Source organism: Caulobacter sp. ErkDOM-C (assembly GCF_048541825.1).
Lineage (GTDB): Bacteria > Pseudomonadota > Alphaproteobacteria > Caulobacterales > Caulobacteraceae > Caulobacter.
Genome location: NZ_CP183332.1, coordinates 887,599 through 901,767 on the forward strand (window position 1 = coordinate 887,599; position 14,169 = coordinate 901,767).

Consider the following 14,169-nt stretch of genomic DNA (forward strand, 5'->3'; position numbering starts at 1 on the left):
GCCCCCGAGTCAGGAGCGAGTATCTGGCCTTAACATCTCAAGGTTGTCGAGGCCTGATCAGTTACCCAGCACAGCCGGCTGGAACAGACCCGCCGGTGAGCCGGTGAAAATCTCGTAGCCGTCTTCCGTCACGCCGATCGAATGCTCGCACTGGGCCGACAGAGACTTGTCACGGGTCACGGCGGTCCAGCCGTCACCCAGCACCTTCACGGCCGGCTTGCCCAGATTGACCATCGGCTCGACGGTGAAGAACATCCCCGGCTTAAGCACCGCGCCCTGACCCGGACGGCCAAAGTGCAGGATGTTGGGCGCGTCGTGGAACACCTTGCCCAGGCCGTGACCGCAGAAGTCGCGAACGACGCTGCAGCGCTGGGCCTCGACATAGCTCTGGATGGCGTGGCCGATGTCGCCCAGGGTCGCGCCCGGCTTCACGGCGGCCAGGCCGCGGGCCATGCCTTCATAGGTGATCTCGATCAGCCGGCGGGCGCGCGGGCCGACCTCGCCAACGCCGTACATGCGCGAGGTGTCGCCGTGCCAGCCGTCGACGATCACCGTGACGTCGATATTGACGATGTCGCCTTCGCGCAGGTTCCAGTCGCCTGGAATGCCGTGGCAGACCACGTGATTGCGCGAAATGCAGACCGTCTTGGGATAGCCGCGATAGAACAGGCAGGCCGGGATGGCCTTGTGGTCGAGGATGAATTCGCGGGCCAGCCGGTCCAGCTCGTCAGCCGATACGCCAGGCACCACGTGCGGGATCAGCATGTCCAGACATTCGGCGGCCAGCTTGCCGGCGCGGCGCATGCCCTCGAAATCCTCAGCCTTGTGAATCTTGATCGCGCCAGTGCGGGTCTCGGCTTCGATCTCTAGGGCGTCGTCAAGGGTCATGGCGTACTCGGGCGGGGCAGGCGGCGTTGAACGGTATCTCGCAATGATAGCATGAAACTTCAATGGCTGCCCCTGCCAGATCATCGCCCGGAGCGATGCCTTGACAAAGATGACGCTGGCGTCATCTTTAGGGTCGCGCTGGCGGTTCAGACCGGCCAAAACGGGAAGGCAAGCAAGCATGCAGCAGATTATGACAGGCCTGTTCAAGGTCATGCCGCTGCTGTTCGGACTTGGATTCCTGGCACCCCTGCTGGCGCAGATCATCGAGCGTTTCGGATGGACCCTGCCCAATGGCCTGACGCCCCTCGTGCTGGGTCTGGTGGTCGGCGGACTGTGGGGCGGTTTCGCCACCCTGAAGGGGCGCTGGATATGAGCGCCCCGACCCTCACCGACACCGAGGTCGCCGGCCTCGACGAGCGGGCCCTGATCAAGCTCGAAAAGACGGTCGCCGAAGCCTATCTGGGCGGCGTGCCCTGGGGCTCCGTGACCTGGGCCCTGGCCAATACCGCGCTCTGGTTTGCGCTCTGGCCCCTGACCCTGTCAGGGTTTTTGCCGCTCTGGGCGGCTTTTCCGATCGCAACCGTCAGTATCGCCCTGAGCTATCTGCCCTCGCATGAAGCCCAGCACCGCATCATCGCCCGAGAAGGTCAGCCGCTGTTCTGGTTGAATGAGTTGGTGGGCCATATCTCGACCCTGTCCCTGGTGCTGCCCTATGACGTGGCCCGCCTGACCCACTACGAGCACCACAAGCACGCCAACCATCCGGACTTCGATCCGGACTACAGCACCCATGCCAAAGGCACCCTGGATTTCCTGCGCCGGACCATTGCCAACCGCCAGCCGTCGGGCGCCGGGGACAAGGCCTATGGTGAGACGCTGATGCGGCTGGATACCGACGAGGCCCGCCGCGCGATGCTCTCCGCCGTCGTCTATCGGCTAGGCCATTTTTCGATCCTGTTCGCTCTGGCCTGGAGCGGCCACGCGATCGAGGCGGCGTTGATCTGGTGGTTGCCGCGCCAGTTGGCGGCCACCTACATCCAGTACTTCCTGAGCTTCGCCCCGCACCACCCGGCCAAGGCGATCGGCCGCTATCGCGATACCCGGGCCTTCAGAAGTCCGCTGGGCAATATTCTGACCATGGGGATGCAGTTCCACATCATCCACCATCTCTATCCGCGCATCCCACTGATGCGGACCCCGGCAGCCTACTGGGCGATGCGGCCCATCCTGAAGGCCCGAGGTTGTGACCTGGGCGCGCTGTAGGCGAGCGGGCCGGCGGTTCAGTGATTGACGCGGCGAGCCTCACCCGGCGTGGTGGCGGGCTTTAGCTCTTCCAGGAAGCGCGCCTCCAGGGTCGTCGGCCGGTCGCGGCGTACACGGCACACGCCCTTGTAGCGGGTCACCCGGCCCGAGGTCTTTTCGGTGACATCGGCGGTGAAGGTCACGTCCCATTCACCGGGCTTGCCGAGCGCGACCGGGTGCATGTCGTTTGAGTTCACCCCGACGACAGGACCCAGGCCGAATTGCTCCTCGAGCTTGTCGGTGCAGGCCTTGAAGGCGAAGACCGCCCGCGCGGCCGTCATCATGCCGCTTTCCTTGCCATCCGAGGATGCGCCGCACGCAGAGAGGGCCAGGACGGCGCACACGGCCGTCAGGGTCGAGAATTTCATGTGCGGTGGTCCCCCGGAGTTCGAGGCGCAGGGTTAGTCAGATGCGAGCCGATTGCAGCTTAATTCGCCGTCATGTCGGTTAAGGCGCCAGGGGGACGCGTCGCGCGATCCGAACGTCCCGGGTTGTCACTGCGCACGCATAGACTAGCACCTCGACCCCGGCTCCGACCGCTTGGGTCAGGCCGCGCGCGAAGGCTGGATCGAGATCTTCGCAGGCCTTGAAGCTATCGCAGTCCATGCGCTGAACCACGAAAAGTGCCACCGCCCGATCGCCGGACGCCACCTGGGCCGCAAGATCCGCCAGGTGACGGGTCGAGCGCGCCGCCACGCAGTCGGGGAACTCTGCCAGACCCGGCGTGCGGGAGAGGTGGACATTCTTGACTTCCAGCCAGCAGGGCGGCCGGTCCGGGTGGGTCAGCAGGAAGTCCACCCGGCTCGCTTCGGCGTACCGAACCTCCGGTCGGATCGTTGCGTAGCCGCAAAGTTCGGGGATGGCGCCGTTGGCCAGGGCCTCGGCCACCAGCTTGTTGGGCAGCATGGTGTTCACGCCAACCAGGCCACCGTCCGTCTCCACCAGTTGCAGCGACCAGGGCAGTTTGCGCTTGGGATCGTCTGACCACGACACCCAGGCGCCCTGTCCCGGAAGGTTCACGCCCAGCATGGCGCCGGGGTTTGGGCAGTGGGCAGTTATCGCCCGGCCGTCGTCCAGGACGATGTCGGCGAAGAAGCGCTTGTAGCGTTGCACAAGTCGGCCGCGAACGAGCGGTTGCGGGAGCAGCATGGCGGCCCTAAGTCGGATCAGAGAATGATGATGCGATGTAGGGGAGCGCGGCGATGACGGCCAGCAAGGATCGGGTGACGGCGGCGGTGCTGATCATCGGCGACGAGATTCTCTCGGGGCGCACCCAGGACGTCAATCTCAGCGCTATCGCCAGGTATCTGGCGACCTACGGCGTCGATCTGGCCGAGGCGCGGGTGGTGCCCGACATCGAGCAGGAGATCGTCGATGCGGTCAACGCCCTGCGCAGCCGCTATGACTATGTCGTCACGACCGGCGGCATCGGCCCGACCCACGACGACATCACCGCCGACTCGATCGCCAAGGCCTTCGGGGTGAGCGCGCCCGAGCATCCCGAGATCATGGCCCTGCTGCGCGAGCGTTGGGGCGAGCCCAACGCCGCCCGCCGCCGCATGGCCCACGTGCCCGAGGGCGGAACCCTGGTGAAGAACCCCGTGCAGGGCCCGCCGGGCTTCCAGATCGAGAACGTCTTCGTGCTCGCCGGTGTGCCCGCGATCATGCGCGGCATGCTGGGCGATGTCGGTCCGCGCCTGCGCACCGGAGCGGTGGTGATCAGCCGAACTGTCCGCGTCACGGGTTCCGGCGAGGGCCTGATCGCCGCCCCGCTGGAGGCGGTGGCCAAGGCCCATCCCGATATGTCGCTTGGCAGCTATCCGTTCTTCTCGCCGCCGGATGTCTATGGCGCCAACCTGGTCGTGCGCGGACGCGATCCGGTCGAGGTGGACACGGCGGTCGAGGAACTGGTCGCGGCGCTGACTGAAGCGGGCGCCGCCAGGATCGAGCGGATCGCGCCGGAGGTCTGAGGTCTTCAGGCCTTGGTAGGGACAGTGGGACTCGAACCCACACGGATTGCTCCAACGGATTTTAAGTCCGGCGCGTCTACCATTCCGCCATGTCCCCGGGGTAGCGGGACGGCCTTACGCGACTGGGGTTTCCCCGTCGAGAGCGCTGGGCGCGGCGGTGGCTGAAAAACCGGCGCGAAGGGCGGTCCGGGTCGAGTGCTGGCGTGCTAGCCTCACCTTGACCAGGATCAAAGCTTGCAAGTCGTCATGCTGAATGATGGCTTACGCGTCCTGTTCCGGAGACTGCTGTGCGCCGCCTGTTGATCGTGAGTTTTCTACTTGTCGCGGGCTGCGCTGGCTCCGTTTCGCCCAGGCCGGGTGTAGAGACGACCGCCGCGATCCCGGTCATGGCCGCGGACCCGGTGGCGCGCGGAAAGGTGCTGGTCGAGACGCGATGCGCGGCCTGCCATGCGGTCGGCAACTCGGGTCAGAGCAGTCTTTCGCCGGCTCCGCCGTTTCGCACCCTGAGCCAGCGCTATCCGGTCGCCCATCTGCAGGAAGCCTTCGCTGAAGGGATCTCGACGGGTCACCCGCAGATGCCGCAGATCGCTTTGGAAGCCGATCAGGTCAAGGATCTGATCGCCTATCTGGAAAGCATCCAGATGCCGCCGAGGTCCTACTGATCCACCCTCGACGCCGGACGATCTCGTGCTAGCGTCGACGTCCTGAATCAAGGACGGGGACGGAACATGCGGGTTGGGATCAAGGCTCTGGCGATCATGGGCGCGCTTTGCGCCGGCGCATCAGCCCAGGCGGCGCAGATTGAGGCCGTCAGTGCGGCGCGGATGCTGGACGTGGCGTCGGGCAAGTATGTCGACAATCCGATGGTGATCGTCACGGACGGCCGCATCACGGCGGTCGGCAAGAAGGGCGAGCTGGCTGTTCCGGCCGGCGCCAAGCTGATCGATCTGCCAGGCGCGACCTTGCTGCCGGGCCTGATCGACATGCACGTCCACATTGACAGCCTGGCTGAGGTGGGCGGCTACAACAGCCTGCAATACAGCGACGCCTTCTGGAGCGTGGTCCAGACGGCCAACGCCAAGGCGACGCTGGACGCCGGTTTCACGACCATCCGCAATCTGGGGGCCGATCGGTTCAACGACGTGGGCCTGCGCGAGGCCATTGACGCGGGTTATGTGCCTGGCCCTCGGATCGTCACGGCCGGCTATTCGATCGGCGCGACGGGCGGCCATTGCGACTCGACCTACTTCCCGGCCTCGATGGCCCAGAAGGGCCCCTATGTCGCCGACGGTCCCGATGAGGGGCGCAAGAAGGTGCGCGAGGTGCGCAAGTACGGCGCCCAGGTGATCAAGATCTGCGCCACCGGCGGCGTCTTCTCGCGCAACACCGAGCCGGGCCAGCAGCAGCTGTCCCTGGCCGAGATGACCGCGATCGTCGAAGAGGCCCACATGTGGGGCCTGAAGGTCGCCGCCCACGCTCACGGCGCGGCGGGCATCAAGGACGCCATCCGAGCGGGCGTCGACACCATCGAACACGTCAGCCTGGTCGATGACGAGGGCATCAAGCTGGCCGTCCAGAAGGGCGCCTGGTTCTCGATGGACATCTACAACACCGACTACACCCAGGCCGAGGGCAAGAAGAACGGCGTGCTGGAAGACAATCTGCGCAAGGACCGCGAGATCGGCGACGTGCAGCGCGAGAACTTCCGCAAGGCCGTCAAGGCGGGCGTGAAGATGGTGCTGGGCACCGACGCCGGCATCTATCCCCACGGCCAGAACGCCAAGCAGTTCGCCGTGATGGTTCGCTATGGCGCGACCCCCCTGCAGGCCATCCAGTCGGCCACGCTCAACGCCGCCCAGGCGCTGGGCCAGGAGAAGGACGTCGGCCAGGTGGCCGTGGGTCGCTATGGCGACATCATCGCCGTCAATGGCGATCCGCTGACCGACGTGACCACGCTGGAAAAGCCGATCTTTGTGATGAAGGGCGGGGCAGTGGTGCGCCAGCCCTGAGACACCTCTGGGAAAACGGCGTCGGGATCGCTAGTTACGGGCCAACGCTCCGCCACGGAGCCGCCAGCCCGGGATGCCTGACGCCGTGATCGCCTTTGAGGCCGTTTCCAAGATCTATGCAAAAGGGGGGCATGCCGCCCTGAGCGAGGTATCGCTGTCGGTGAAGGCCGGTGAGGTGTTCGGCGTGATCGGCGCTTCGGGCGCCGGCAAGTCCACCCTGATCCGGCTGATCAACGGCCTGGAAAAGCCAACCGGCGGTCGCGTCGTGGTGGACGGGGACGACGTCACAACGCTGGGCGTCGAGGGCTTGCGCGCCCTGCGTCGCCGGGTGGGGATGATCTTTCAGCACTTCAACCTGCTGTCGTCCAAGACCGTGGCCGCCAATGTCGCCTTTCCGCTGAAGCTGGCCGGCCGTCCTGCCGCCGAGGTCAAGGCGCGAACCGCCGAGCTGCTGGCGCGTGTCGGCCTGTCTGATCACGCCGCCAAGTATCCAGCCCAGCTTTCGGGTGGCCAGAAACAGCGCGTGGGCATTGCCCGGGCGCTCGCCACAGGCCCCAAGATTCTGCTGTGCGACGAAGCCACCAGCGCTCTGGACCCCGAGACCACCGAGCAGATCCTCGAGCTCGTCTCCAATCTCAATCGCGAACTGGGCCTGACCATCGTGCTGATCACCCACGAGATGGATGTGGTGCGCCGCGTCTGTGACCGGGTGGCGGTGCTGGAGGCCGGGCGTGTGGTCGAGACCGGGCCGGTCGAGGACGTTTTCCTGCATCCGGCCAGCGCCACGGCCCGCCGCTTCGTGCGCGAGGCCGATGGCGAGCCGGCCGCCGGCGCCGCTCTGACTGGCCGCGTCGTACGGCTGACCTTCAAGGGCGAGGCGACCTACAAGCCGGTGCTGGGCGAGGTGGCCCGCGCCACGGGCGTCGACTATTCCATCCTCGGCGGGCGCATTCATCGCCTGCGCGAGACGCCCTATGGCCAGCTGACCCTGGCCCTGACCGGCGGCGACGTCGGCGCGGCCATCGCCCGCTTCCAGGCCGAGGGCGTGCGGGTGGATGAACTGTCCGGGGAGACCGCCCGATGAGCGTCTCGAATATCGCCTTCTCTAATGTGGACTGGGCCGAGATCGGCCAGGCGACCCTCGACACCCTGACCATGCTGGGCGGTTCGATGGTCCTGACCGTCGTTCTGGGCCTGCCGCTGGGCGTGATCCTGTTCCTGACCGGCAAGGGCCAGATGCTGGAGAACCGCGCCGCCAACGGCCTGCTGTCGCTGCTGGTCAATATCCTGCGCTCGGTGCCGTTCGTGATCCTGCTGATCGTGATGATCCCGCTGACCGTAGCCTTGGTCGGCACCTCGTTGGGCGTGCAGGGCGCGATCCCGCCGCTGGTGGCCGGCGCCGCGCCGTTCTTTGCGCGACTGGTCGAGACCGCCCTGCGCGAGGTCGACAAGGGCGTGATCGAAGCCAGCTTCGCCATGGGCGCCAAGCGCCGGCAGGTGGTGCTGGGCGCCCTGCTGCCCGAGGCCATGCCGGGGATCATCGCCGCCGCCACGGTGACGGCTATCGCCCTGGTGTCCTACACCGCCATGGCCGGCGTGGTCGGGGCAGGGGGCTTGGGCGATCTGGCCATCCGCTTCGGTTATCAGCGCTTTCAGACCGATGTGATGGTGGTCACAGTGGTGCTGCTGCTGATCCTGGTGCAGGCGCTGCAGATGGTCGGCGACACGGTGGTGCGCCGGGTTTCACATCGCTAGAAGGTGTGCATGACCGAAAACTACATCCCCATCCTGTCCGAGGCACCCCCAGAGCACTGGGACGAGGCCTTCGCCAAGGCCCTGATCGGCAAGACCCTGCTGGTCGGCCTGACCTTTCTCGACGACGAGGGCGAGGTCACCGAGCGCCAGCAGTTCTTCGGCGTGGTCATCGAGGCCGACGACCATGACGGCATTTTGCTCGATCTTCTGGGCGAACACGACGGCGACACCTATGCCCTGCCGCCCCAGACATCCAATATCCTTGCCGCAGAACCTGGTGTCACGAGTCTCGAAGGTGATACGCCGGACTTCGTCGTCAACTGGGCGATCCACGGATCACCCGACGCGTCAGCCGATGAGGGGCCGGCCAACGACGAAGACTAGGCCTGGTCGAACGGGAACGGCAGCCGGCCGGCCTTGAACAGGATTTCGGGGTTCTCGTCATAGTCGCCCAGCTCGACATCCGCGGAGGCGGCGAAGGCCACCACGCCCTCGCGCAGCGGGGCCAGGCGCTCTGCCTTGCGGCGCGCCTCTGCGGCGTCCTTGCAGCCGATCTGCTGCTCGGCTTTCAAGCCTTTGCCGCGCCCGGCGATATAGGCTTGCACGATATAGACGGTTTCCTTGGCCATCCGCCACTCAGGCGGCCGGTTCGTCGGGCGGGTCAAGCGATCCCTCTAGCCTGATCAGGAAATCTGATTTCATTGAAGCGTGGAAACCGGGCAAAGCCCTACTCGGTTTATCGTCTTAAGGAGCCGTTCATGGCCGTCCGCCGCGCACTCGTCGCCCTTAGTCTTGCCGCTTTGGCGCTGTCCGCCTGCGGTCAGAAGCCCGCCGCTTCGAGCCCAGGCAGCGACACCCTGACCGTCGCGGCCACGGCCATCCCGCACGCCGAGGTGCTGGAGTTCATCAAGCCCAAGCTGGCCGCCCAGGGCCTGAAGATCGAGATCAAGGTCTTCAACGACTATGTCCAGCCCAACACGCAGGTGGCCGAGAAGCGGATCGACGTCAGCTATTTCCAGACGCTGCCGTATCTGGAGACCTTCAACCGGGACAAGGGCACGAACCTGATCGCAATCAAGGGCGTCCACATCGAGCCGATCGGCGCCTATTCGGCCACGTACAAGTCGATCGCCGAGCTGCCGCAGGGCGCGACCGTGGCCATCCCCAACGACGCCAGCACCGAGGGCCGAGCCCTGCTGCTGCTGTCGCGCAACAATGTCATCACCCTGAAGGACCCAGCCAATCCGCTGTCGAGCCTCAAGGACATCGCCGCCAATCCCAAGGGGCTGAAGTTCAAGGAACTGGAAGGCGCGACCCTGCCGCGCGTGCTGAACCAGGTGGACCTGGCGATCATCAACACCAACTACGCCCTCGACGCCAAGCTGAACCCGTCCAAGGACGCCCTGCTGATCGAGGACAGCAAAAGCCCCTATGTGAACTATCTGGTCGGCCGGCCCGACAACAGGGACGACCCGCGCGTCCAGAAACTGGCCGCCGCACTGACGACGCCTGAAGTCGCGGCGTTCATGGCCCAGAAGTACCAAGGCGCGGTGGTGCCGGCCTTCTAGAGCAAAGGTCGCTATGATTGGATCATGTCGTTTGCTCTAGATTCTTGTTTCGACGCGTTATTTCGGCGGCGAACCGATATCCACTTCGCCGAATAACGCTCTAGGGCCTGGAGAGTGGGTCGATCAGGCGGGGTGACAGGGAAAGCCCCGCGTCACCGCCGCCTCGTCGGCGCACATGCCCCAGACCCTAGGGCTTGGGGACCACCCGCAGCAGCTTGCCATCGTCCGCGTCTGTCAGCAGGTAGAGCGCGCCGTCGGGGCCGACGCGAACATCGCGGATGCGCTGGTCGAGCTCTGTGAACAGGCGCTCTTCACCGACCACCCTGTCATCCTTCAGCGTAAGACGCGCGACGTGTTGCCCACGCAGCGCGCCGACCAGCACGCTGCCCTTCCAGGCGGGGAACAGATCGGCCTGGTAAAAGGCCATGCCCGAAGGGGCGATGACCGGATCCCAGTAGTAGACCGGCTGCTCTAGACCAGCCTTGGCGGTGATGCCGTCGCCGATTGGCTTGCCGGAATACTCTTCGCCATAGGTAGCGGTCGGCCAGCCATAGTCCTTGCCCGCCTCCGGTTGATTCAGCTCGTCGCCGCCCTTGGCGCCGTGCTCCACGGTCCAGAGCCGGCCCTGGGGATCCAGCGCAGCGGCCTGAAGATTGCGGTGGCCCAAGGACCAGATCTCCGACCTTGCGCCAGCCTTGCCGACATAGGGATTGTCCGAGGGGATCGAGCCGTCGGAATTGATGCGGATCACCTTGCCCAGGGTTCCGTCCAGGCGCTGGGCCTGCATGCGGCCTTCCTGGATGGAGCGATCGCCGGTGGTGATAAGCAGCGTGCCATCCTTGGCGAAGACCAGGCGGCCGCCGAAGTGCAGGCTGGAGTTCAGCTTGGGCGTCTGGCTCCAGATCACCTGCACGCCTTCGACGCGCGGGGAGGGGCCGTTGATCAGCTTGCCGCGCGCCGCCGCCGTGCCGTTGCCGCCGTCGCCGGCCTGGGCGTAGGTCCAGTAGATCCGGCCGTTGCTGGCAAAGTTCGGATCGACCGCCACATCCAGCAGGCCGCCCTGGCCGCTGGCATCGACCGCAGGCAGGCCGGCCACGGGTGTCGACATTTGGCCACCGGCGCCCACTAGGCGCAGTCGTCCGGCGCGTTCGGTAACCAGCCTGGTCCCGTCCGGCAGGAAGGCCAGACCCCAGGGGTGGTTCAGGCCGCCGACCACGGTCTCGACGCTATAGGTCACGCCCAGCGCCTGGCTGGGCGCGCGGGTCTGGCCGGCGAAGGCGGGCTTCTGGTCGGGCGCATTGGCGGCCCGGGTCTCGACCGGCGGGCTCGAACCATCCTGAGCCGCTGGGGCGTCGGGGGCGGGGCCACAGGCGCACATGACCAGGGCGAGGAGGGGGAGAAGGTGCGTTTGCATGGGGCGAACCTTAAACGAGCCGTCGGGCTCGGCAATCTCAATCCTCGACCGACCGCGGCTTGGGTGAGCAAGGTTTGTGCAGGGCGCGGGGTGACGCCTTGCATCGCTTCGGTCATCATCGATTCTGTCGAGCGCCGCGACGTCGGAAAGCCACCAGAGCCGCATGAACGACAGCGAAATCAGGCTGGAAATCGCCACCCGCGCCGCCGGCATCGGCATATGGGACTGGGACCTGCTGACGGATCAGATCGTCTATTCGCCGGTGGCGCGCGTTATCAGCGGTTTCGATCCGGACCAGGCGATCACCATCGAAGATGTCTGGGCCCTTACCCACTCCGAGGACAGCGCTCACGCGGCTGACATGGCGGCCAAGGCTCTGGATCCGGCGCTCCGCATGCGGGCGGTCTACGAGTATCGCATCGTTCGGCCCGACGGCGCCGTACGCGATGTGGTCGCGCATGGTGAAGCCATCTTCGCTCAGGTCGAGGGCGTCGAACGGGCGGTGCGCTATATCGGCTCCCTGCAGGACGTCACCGACCGCAAGCGGCTGGAGGAGGCCGAGCGCCGGGCCAGCGATCGCCTGCAGCGGGCGCTGGACGCCGGCCGCATGGCGGTGTGGGAGTATGATGTCGCCTCCGAGCGGGTGAGCGGTTCACCTGAACTCTATCGCCTGCTGGGCTTTCCCGAGGATGCGCAGCCCAGCCTCGAAGCGCTGCGTGGCGGATTCGAGCCCGAAGATGTGGGCTGCATCGCGCGTGCGGCACAGGTGGCCTGGAAACGCGGCGAGCGTTTCCTCGAGGTCGAGTTCCGTTACCGCCGGTTGGATGGCGCTTGGCGCTGGTATCAACTGCGCGCCGAGATCAAGCTGGGCGCGACCGGATTGGGCCAGACCCTGCTGGGTGTGCTGGTCGATGTCACCGAGCGCAAATCCGCCGAGGACCGCCTGCGCGACAGTGAGGCGCGCTTTCGCGGTATGGCCGATTCCGCGCCCGCGCCGGTCTGGATCACCGGCATCGACGGCGGCGTCGAGTTCGTCAACCAGGCCTTTGTCGAGATCGCTGGCATACAGGCGGGCAGCCTGCTGGGCGATGTCTGGATCCAGCTGATCCACGCCGACGATCTGCTCCAGGTGGCCAGGGCTCGAATGGCTGCCCGCGAGACCTTGTCGTCCTATACGTTCGAGGCGCGGTTCAAGCGCATCGACGGCGAATATCGCTGGATGTTTGTCACCGCCAAGCCGCGCTTTGACCCCACGGGCGGCTTTCTTGGTTATGTCGGCCTGGCCATCGATCTGACCGACTTGCGCGCCGCCGAGACCCGTCAGCGTTTGCTGATCAACGAGCTCAATCACCGGGTCAAGAACACGCTGGCGTCGGTGCAATCGATCGCCCGCCAGACCCTGCGCGAAGGCCAGACCGTCGGCGCGGCGCGCGAGTTGCTGCTGGATCGGATCATGGCGATGTCTGTAGCCCACGATATCCTCACCCGCGAAAGCTGGGAGGGGGCGGCCGTGCACGATATCGTCCTGGGCGCGATCCAGCCTTTTGTCGGCCCGGACGCCACGCGCATTCACGTCAGCGGACCAGCTGGCCGTCTGGGGCCGTCAGCCGCCCTGGCGCTCGCCCTGGCCCTGCACGAGCTGAGCACCAATGCGGTCAAGTATGGCGCGCTCTCGACCAGCGAGGGGCGCGTCGACATCGTATGGGAACCCAGTGAGGACGGGCGAAACGTCAAGCTGCGCTGGAAGGAGCATGGCGGTCCGCCGGTTTCGCCGCCGATCCGCAAGGGCTTTGGCTCGCGCCTGTTGGACGGCGGCTTGGCGGCCGACCTTGGCGGCCGCCCCACCTTGCTTTTCGCCCCCGACGGGGTTGAAGCGGTGGTGCCGATCGTGCTGACGGACTGACCAACCGCGCTGGCCGGGAGCCGCTATGAGGCGCGCCGATGCCGAGCTCATGAGCTGCCAAACCACATTGGCCCGAGCGGACGAGGGCGCCAGGCGCCGCCTCGTCTTCAGGTAACGGCGTCGACGGCGGCGTAGGCCGGCTCGCGCCAGATCTGCTTGTCGATGATCTCGACCAGCCGGTCGACCGCGTCCCAGACATCGACGAAGCGCAGGTGCAACGGCGCGAAGCCGAAACGCATGGTAGCTGGCGCGCGGAAGTCGCCGATCACGCCGCGCGCGATCAGGGCCTTCATGATCGGATAGCCCGAGGCGTGGTCATAGGCGATGTGGCCGCCGCGTTCGGCGGGATCGGCCGGGCTGCCGAGCACGAAGCCCGCGTCGAGCAGGCGCGCCGCCATCAGGTCCTGGAACAGTTTGCCCAGAGCCAGCGACTTGGCGCGAATGGCCGTGGTCCCGGCTCGCTCGGTCATGTCGATGCCGGCTTCGGTGGCGACCATGCTGAGGATCGGCTGGGTGCCGGTCAGCATCTTGCCGATGCCCTCGGCGGGACGATAGTCGCGGTCAAAGGCGAACGGCGCGCCGTGGCCCCACCAGCCGGTCAGGGGCTGTGCCGCCGCGCCCTGGTGGCGGCTGGCGACGAACAGGAAGGCCGGGCTGCCAGGCCCGCCGTTCAGGTACTTGTAGGTGCAGCCGACGGCGAAGTCGGCGTCGCAGCCGTTCAGGTCGACCGGCATGGCGCCGGCGCTGTGACACAGGTCCCAGATCGCCAGCGCGCCGTGGGCGTGAGCCTTGGCGGTGATCCCTGCCATGTCGAGGACGTGGGCGGTCTTGTAGTGGGCCTGGGTCAGGACCACGGCGGCGACATCGTCGTCGATGGCGGCGTCAATGGCGTCCTTCTCGGCGAAGCGGATCTGGTGACCCCTGCCCAGCGACTCGATCAACCCCTGGACCATGTAATTGTTGGTCGGGAAGTTGCTGCCTTCCATGACGATCACCCGGCGATCCGGACGCATGGCCAGGGCGGCGGAGACGACGCGGAAGAGATTGAGGCTGGTCCCGTCGGTCAACACGACCTCGCCCGGGCCCGCGCCGATCAGGCCGGCCAGACGATCGCCGAGGCGATAGGGCAGGGCGAACCACCCGGCCTTGTTCCAGCTGGTGATCAGGCCATCGGCCCATTCCTCTTGCGCTGACTGAGCGACGCGCGCGAGGGCGGCCTTGGGCGCGGGGCCCAGCGAGTTGCCGTTCAGATAGACCACGCCCTCGGGCAAGGCGAACTCGGCGACGAAGGCGGCCAGCGGATCGGCGGCGTCCATCGCCTCAGCGGCGGCGCGGGAGAGAGAGTCTGACATGGCCCCGC

General features: G+C 66.4%; 16 protein-coding genes and 1 tRNA gene. 10 read left to right on the forward strand and 7 right to left on the reverse strand.

Going from position 1 to position 14,169, the window contains the following annotated elements:
• Positions 1-57: 57 nt before the first annotated feature.
• Positions 58-888: a type I methionyl aminopeptidase gene (gene map / locus ACN2C8_RS04210; protein WP_419254587.1), complete on the reverse strand. Its 831-nt coding sequence runs from the start codon at positions 886-888 to the stop codon at positions 58-60.
• A gap of 178 nt (positions 889-1,066) precedes the next feature.
• On the opposite strand from map, the gene ACN2C8_RS04215 reads away from it, so the two are divergent.
• Both ACN2C8_RS04215 and ACN2C8_RS04220 read left to right on the forward strand, forming a co-directional pair.
• Positions 1,067-1,261, forward strand: a complete 195-nt coding sequence (locus tag ACN2C8_RS04215) for a hypothetical protein (protein ID WP_419254588.1) — start codon at positions 1,067-1,069, stop codon at positions 1,259-1,261.
• Positions 1,258-2,151 carry a fatty acid desaturase gene (locus tag ACN2C8_RS04220; protein ID WP_419254589.1) on the forward strand — a complete coding sequence of 298 codons (894 nt, stop codon included), beginning with the start codon at positions 1,258-1,260 and terminating at the stop codon, positions 2,149-2,151. The genes ACN2C8_RS04215 and ACN2C8_RS04220 overlap by 4 nt, the downstream gene beginning before the upstream one ends.
• 17 nt (positions 2,152-2,168) lie before the next feature.
• On the opposite strand, the gene ACN2C8_RS04225 is transcribed toward ACN2C8_RS04220, so the two are convergent.
• Both ACN2C8_RS04225 and sfsA read right to left on the reverse strand, forming a co-directional pair.
• The gene (locus tag ACN2C8_RS04225; RefSeq protein WP_419254590.1) at positions 2,169-2,558 is read right to left on the reverse strand and encodes a hypothetical protein; all 390 of its coding nucleotides are present in this window, start codon (positions 2,556-2,558) and stop codon (positions 2,169-2,171) included.
• A gap of 79 nt (positions 2,559-2,637) precedes the next feature.
• Positions 2,638-3,339, reverse strand: coding sequence for a DNA/RNA nuclease SfsA (gene sfsA / locus ACN2C8_RS04230; protein ID WP_419254591.1), 702 nt, complete (start codon positions 3,337-3,339; stop codon positions 2,638-2,640).
• A 53-nt stretch (positions 3,340-3,392) separates the two neighbouring features.
• Between sfsA and ACN2C8_RS04235 the strand changes: the two genes are divergently transcribed.
• Positions 3,393-4,160 (forward strand): competence/damage-inducible protein A, encoded by a 768-nt coding sequence (locus tag ACN2C8_RS04235; protein WP_419254592.1) that lies wholly within the window; start codon positions 3,393-3,395, stop codon positions 4,158-4,160.
• A 13-nt stretch (positions 4,161-4,173) separates the two neighbouring features.
• Here the strand turns inward: ACN2C8_RS04235 and ACN2C8_RS04240 are convergent.
• Positions 4,174-4,257: transfer RNA gene (locus tag ACN2C8_RS04240), tRNA-Leu, on the reverse strand.
• 289 nt (positions 4,258-4,546) lie between these two features.
• Between ACN2C8_RS04240 and ACN2C8_RS04245 the strand changes: the two genes are divergently transcribed.
• From ACN2C8_RS04245 to ACN2C8_RS04265, 5 genes are all read left to right on the forward strand, one after another.
• On the forward strand, positions 4,547-4,822 hold the full coding sequence (locus ACN2C8_RS04245; protein ID WP_419254593.1) for a c-type cytochrome: 276 nt from the start codon (positions 4,547-4,549) through the stop codon (positions 4,820-4,822).
• A gap of 66 nt (positions 4,823-4,888) precedes the next feature.
• Positions 4,889-6,169 carry an amidohydrolase family protein gene (locus tag ACN2C8_RS04250; protein WP_419254594.1) on the forward strand — a complete coding sequence of 427 codons (1,281 nt, stop codon included), beginning with the start codon at positions 4,889-4,891 and terminating at the stop codon, positions 6,167-6,169.
• 85 nt (positions 6,170-6,254) lie between these two features.
• Entirely contained in the window at positions 6,255-7,253 is a 999-nt protein-coding gene (locus ACN2C8_RS04255) for a methionine ABC transporter ATP-binding protein (protein ID WP_419255811.1), read from the forward strand.
• Positions 7,250-7,924, forward strand: coding sequence for a methionine ABC transporter permease (locus tag ACN2C8_RS04260; RefSeq protein WP_419254595.1), 675 nt, complete (start codon positions 7,250-7,252; stop codon positions 7,922-7,924). Before ACN2C8_RS04255 ends, ACN2C8_RS04260 begins: the two co-directional genes overlap by 4 nt.
• A 9-nt stretch (positions 7,925-7,933) precedes the next feature.
• Positions 7,934-8,308 (forward strand): hypothetical protein, encoded by a 375-nt coding sequence (locus tag ACN2C8_RS04265; RefSeq protein ID WP_419254596.1) that lies wholly within the window; start codon positions 7,934-7,936, stop codon positions 8,306-8,308.
• On the opposite strand, the gene ACN2C8_RS04270 is transcribed toward ACN2C8_RS04265, so the two are convergent.
• Positions 8,305-8,553: a hypothetical protein gene (locus tag ACN2C8_RS04270; protein ID WP_419255813.1), complete on the reverse strand. Its 249-nt coding sequence runs from the start codon at positions 8,551-8,553 to the stop codon at positions 8,305-8,307. The genes ACN2C8_RS04265 and ACN2C8_RS04270 overlap by 4 nt on opposite strands.
• Before the next feature lie 129 nt (positions 8,554-8,682).
• Between ACN2C8_RS04270 and ACN2C8_RS04275 the strand changes: the two genes are divergently transcribed.
• The gene (locus tag ACN2C8_RS04275; RefSeq protein WP_419254597.1) at positions 8,683-9,492 is read left to right on the forward strand and encodes a MetQ/NlpA family ABC transporter substrate-binding protein; all 810 of its coding nucleotides are present in this window, start codon (positions 8,683-8,685) and stop codon (positions 9,490-9,492) included.
• Positions 9,493-9,679: 187 nt separating this feature from the next.
• On the opposite strand, the gene ACN2C8_RS04280 is transcribed toward ACN2C8_RS04275, so the two are convergent.
• On the reverse strand, positions 9,680-10,906 hold the full coding sequence (locus ACN2C8_RS04280; RefSeq protein WP_419254598.1) for a PQQ-dependent sugar dehydrogenase: 1,227 nt from the start codon (positions 10,904-10,906) through the stop codon (positions 9,680-9,682).
• A 163-nt stretch (positions 10,907-11,069) separates the two neighbouring features.
• Between ACN2C8_RS04280 and ACN2C8_RS04285 the strand changes: the two genes are divergently transcribed.
• Positions 11,070-12,809 (forward strand): PAS domain-containing protein, encoded by a 1,740-nt coding sequence (locus ACN2C8_RS04285; RefSeq protein WP_419254599.1) that lies wholly within the window; start codon positions 11,070-11,072, stop codon positions 12,807-12,809.
• A 107-nt stretch (positions 12,810-12,916) separates the two neighbouring features.
• On the opposite strand, the gene kynU is transcribed toward ACN2C8_RS04285, so the two are convergent.
• Positions 12,917-14,161 carry a kynureninase gene (kynU, locus tag ACN2C8_RS04290; protein ID WP_419254600.1) on the reverse strand — a complete coding sequence of 415 codons (1,245 nt, stop codon included), beginning with the start codon at positions 14,159-14,161 and terminating at the stop codon, positions 12,917-12,919.
• Between the last annotated feature and the right edge of the window lie 8 nt (positions 14,162-14,169).

Bases quoted from the DNA above. Each gene is read 5' to 3' on its own strand.
- map (WP_419254587.1), bottom strand. From the start codon at position 888: ATGACCCTTGACGACGCCCTAGAGATCGAAGCCGAGACCCGCACTGGC.
- ACN2C8_RS04215 (WP_419254588.1), top strand. From the start codon at position 1,067: ATGCAGCAGATTATGACAGGCCTGTTCAAGGTCATGCCGCTGCTGTTC.
- ACN2C8_RS04220 (WP_419254589.1), top strand. From the start codon at position 1,258: ATGAGCGCCCCGACCCTCACCGACACCGAGGTCGCCGGCCTCGACGAG.
- ACN2C8_RS04225 (WP_419254590.1), bottom strand. From the start codon at position 2,558: ATGAAATTCTCGACCCTGACGGCCGTGTGCGCCGTCCTGGCCCTCTCT.
- sfsA (WP_419254591.1), bottom strand. From the start codon at position 3,339: ATGCTGCTCCCGCAACCGCTCGTTCGCGGCCGACTTGTGCAACGCTAC.
- ACN2C8_RS04235 (WP_419254592.1), top strand. From the start codon at position 3,393: ATGACGGCCAGCAAGGATCGGGTGACGGCGGCGGTGCTGATCATCGGC.
- ACN2C8_RS04245 (WP_419254593.1), top strand. From the start codon at position 4,547: ATGGCCGCGGACCCGGTGGCGCGCGGAAAGGTGCTGGTCGAGACGCGA.
- ACN2C8_RS04250 (WP_419254594.1), top strand. From the start codon at position 4,889: ATGCGGGTTGGGATCAAGGCTCTGGCGATCATGGGCGCGCTTTGCGCC.
- ACN2C8_RS04260 (WP_419254595.1), top strand. From the start codon at position 7,250: ATGAGCGTCTCGAATATCGCCTTCTCTAATGTGGACTGGGCCGAGATC.
- ACN2C8_RS04265 (WP_419254596.1), top strand. From the start codon at position 7,934: ATGACCGAAAACTACATCCCCATCCTGTCCGAGGCACCCCCAGAGCAC.
- ACN2C8_RS04270 (WP_419255813.1), bottom strand. From the start codon at position 8,553: ATGGCCAAGGAAACCGTCTATATCGTGCAAGCCTATATCGCCGGGCGC.
- ACN2C8_RS04275 (WP_419254597.1), top strand. From the start codon at position 8,683: ATGGCCGTCCGCCGCGCACTCGTCGCCCTTAGTCTTGCCGCTTTGGCG.
- ACN2C8_RS04280 (WP_419254598.1), bottom strand. From the start codon at position 10,906: ATGCAAACGCACCTTCTCCCCCTCCTCGCCCTGGTCATGTGCGCCTGT.
- ACN2C8_RS04285 (WP_419254599.1), top strand. From the start codon at position 11,070: ATGAACGACAGCGAAATCAGGCTGGAAATCGCCACCCGCGCCGCCGGC.
- kynU (WP_419254600.1), bottom strand. From the start codon at position 14,161: ATGTCAGACTCTCTCTCCCGCGCCGCCGCTGAGGCGATGGACGCCGCC.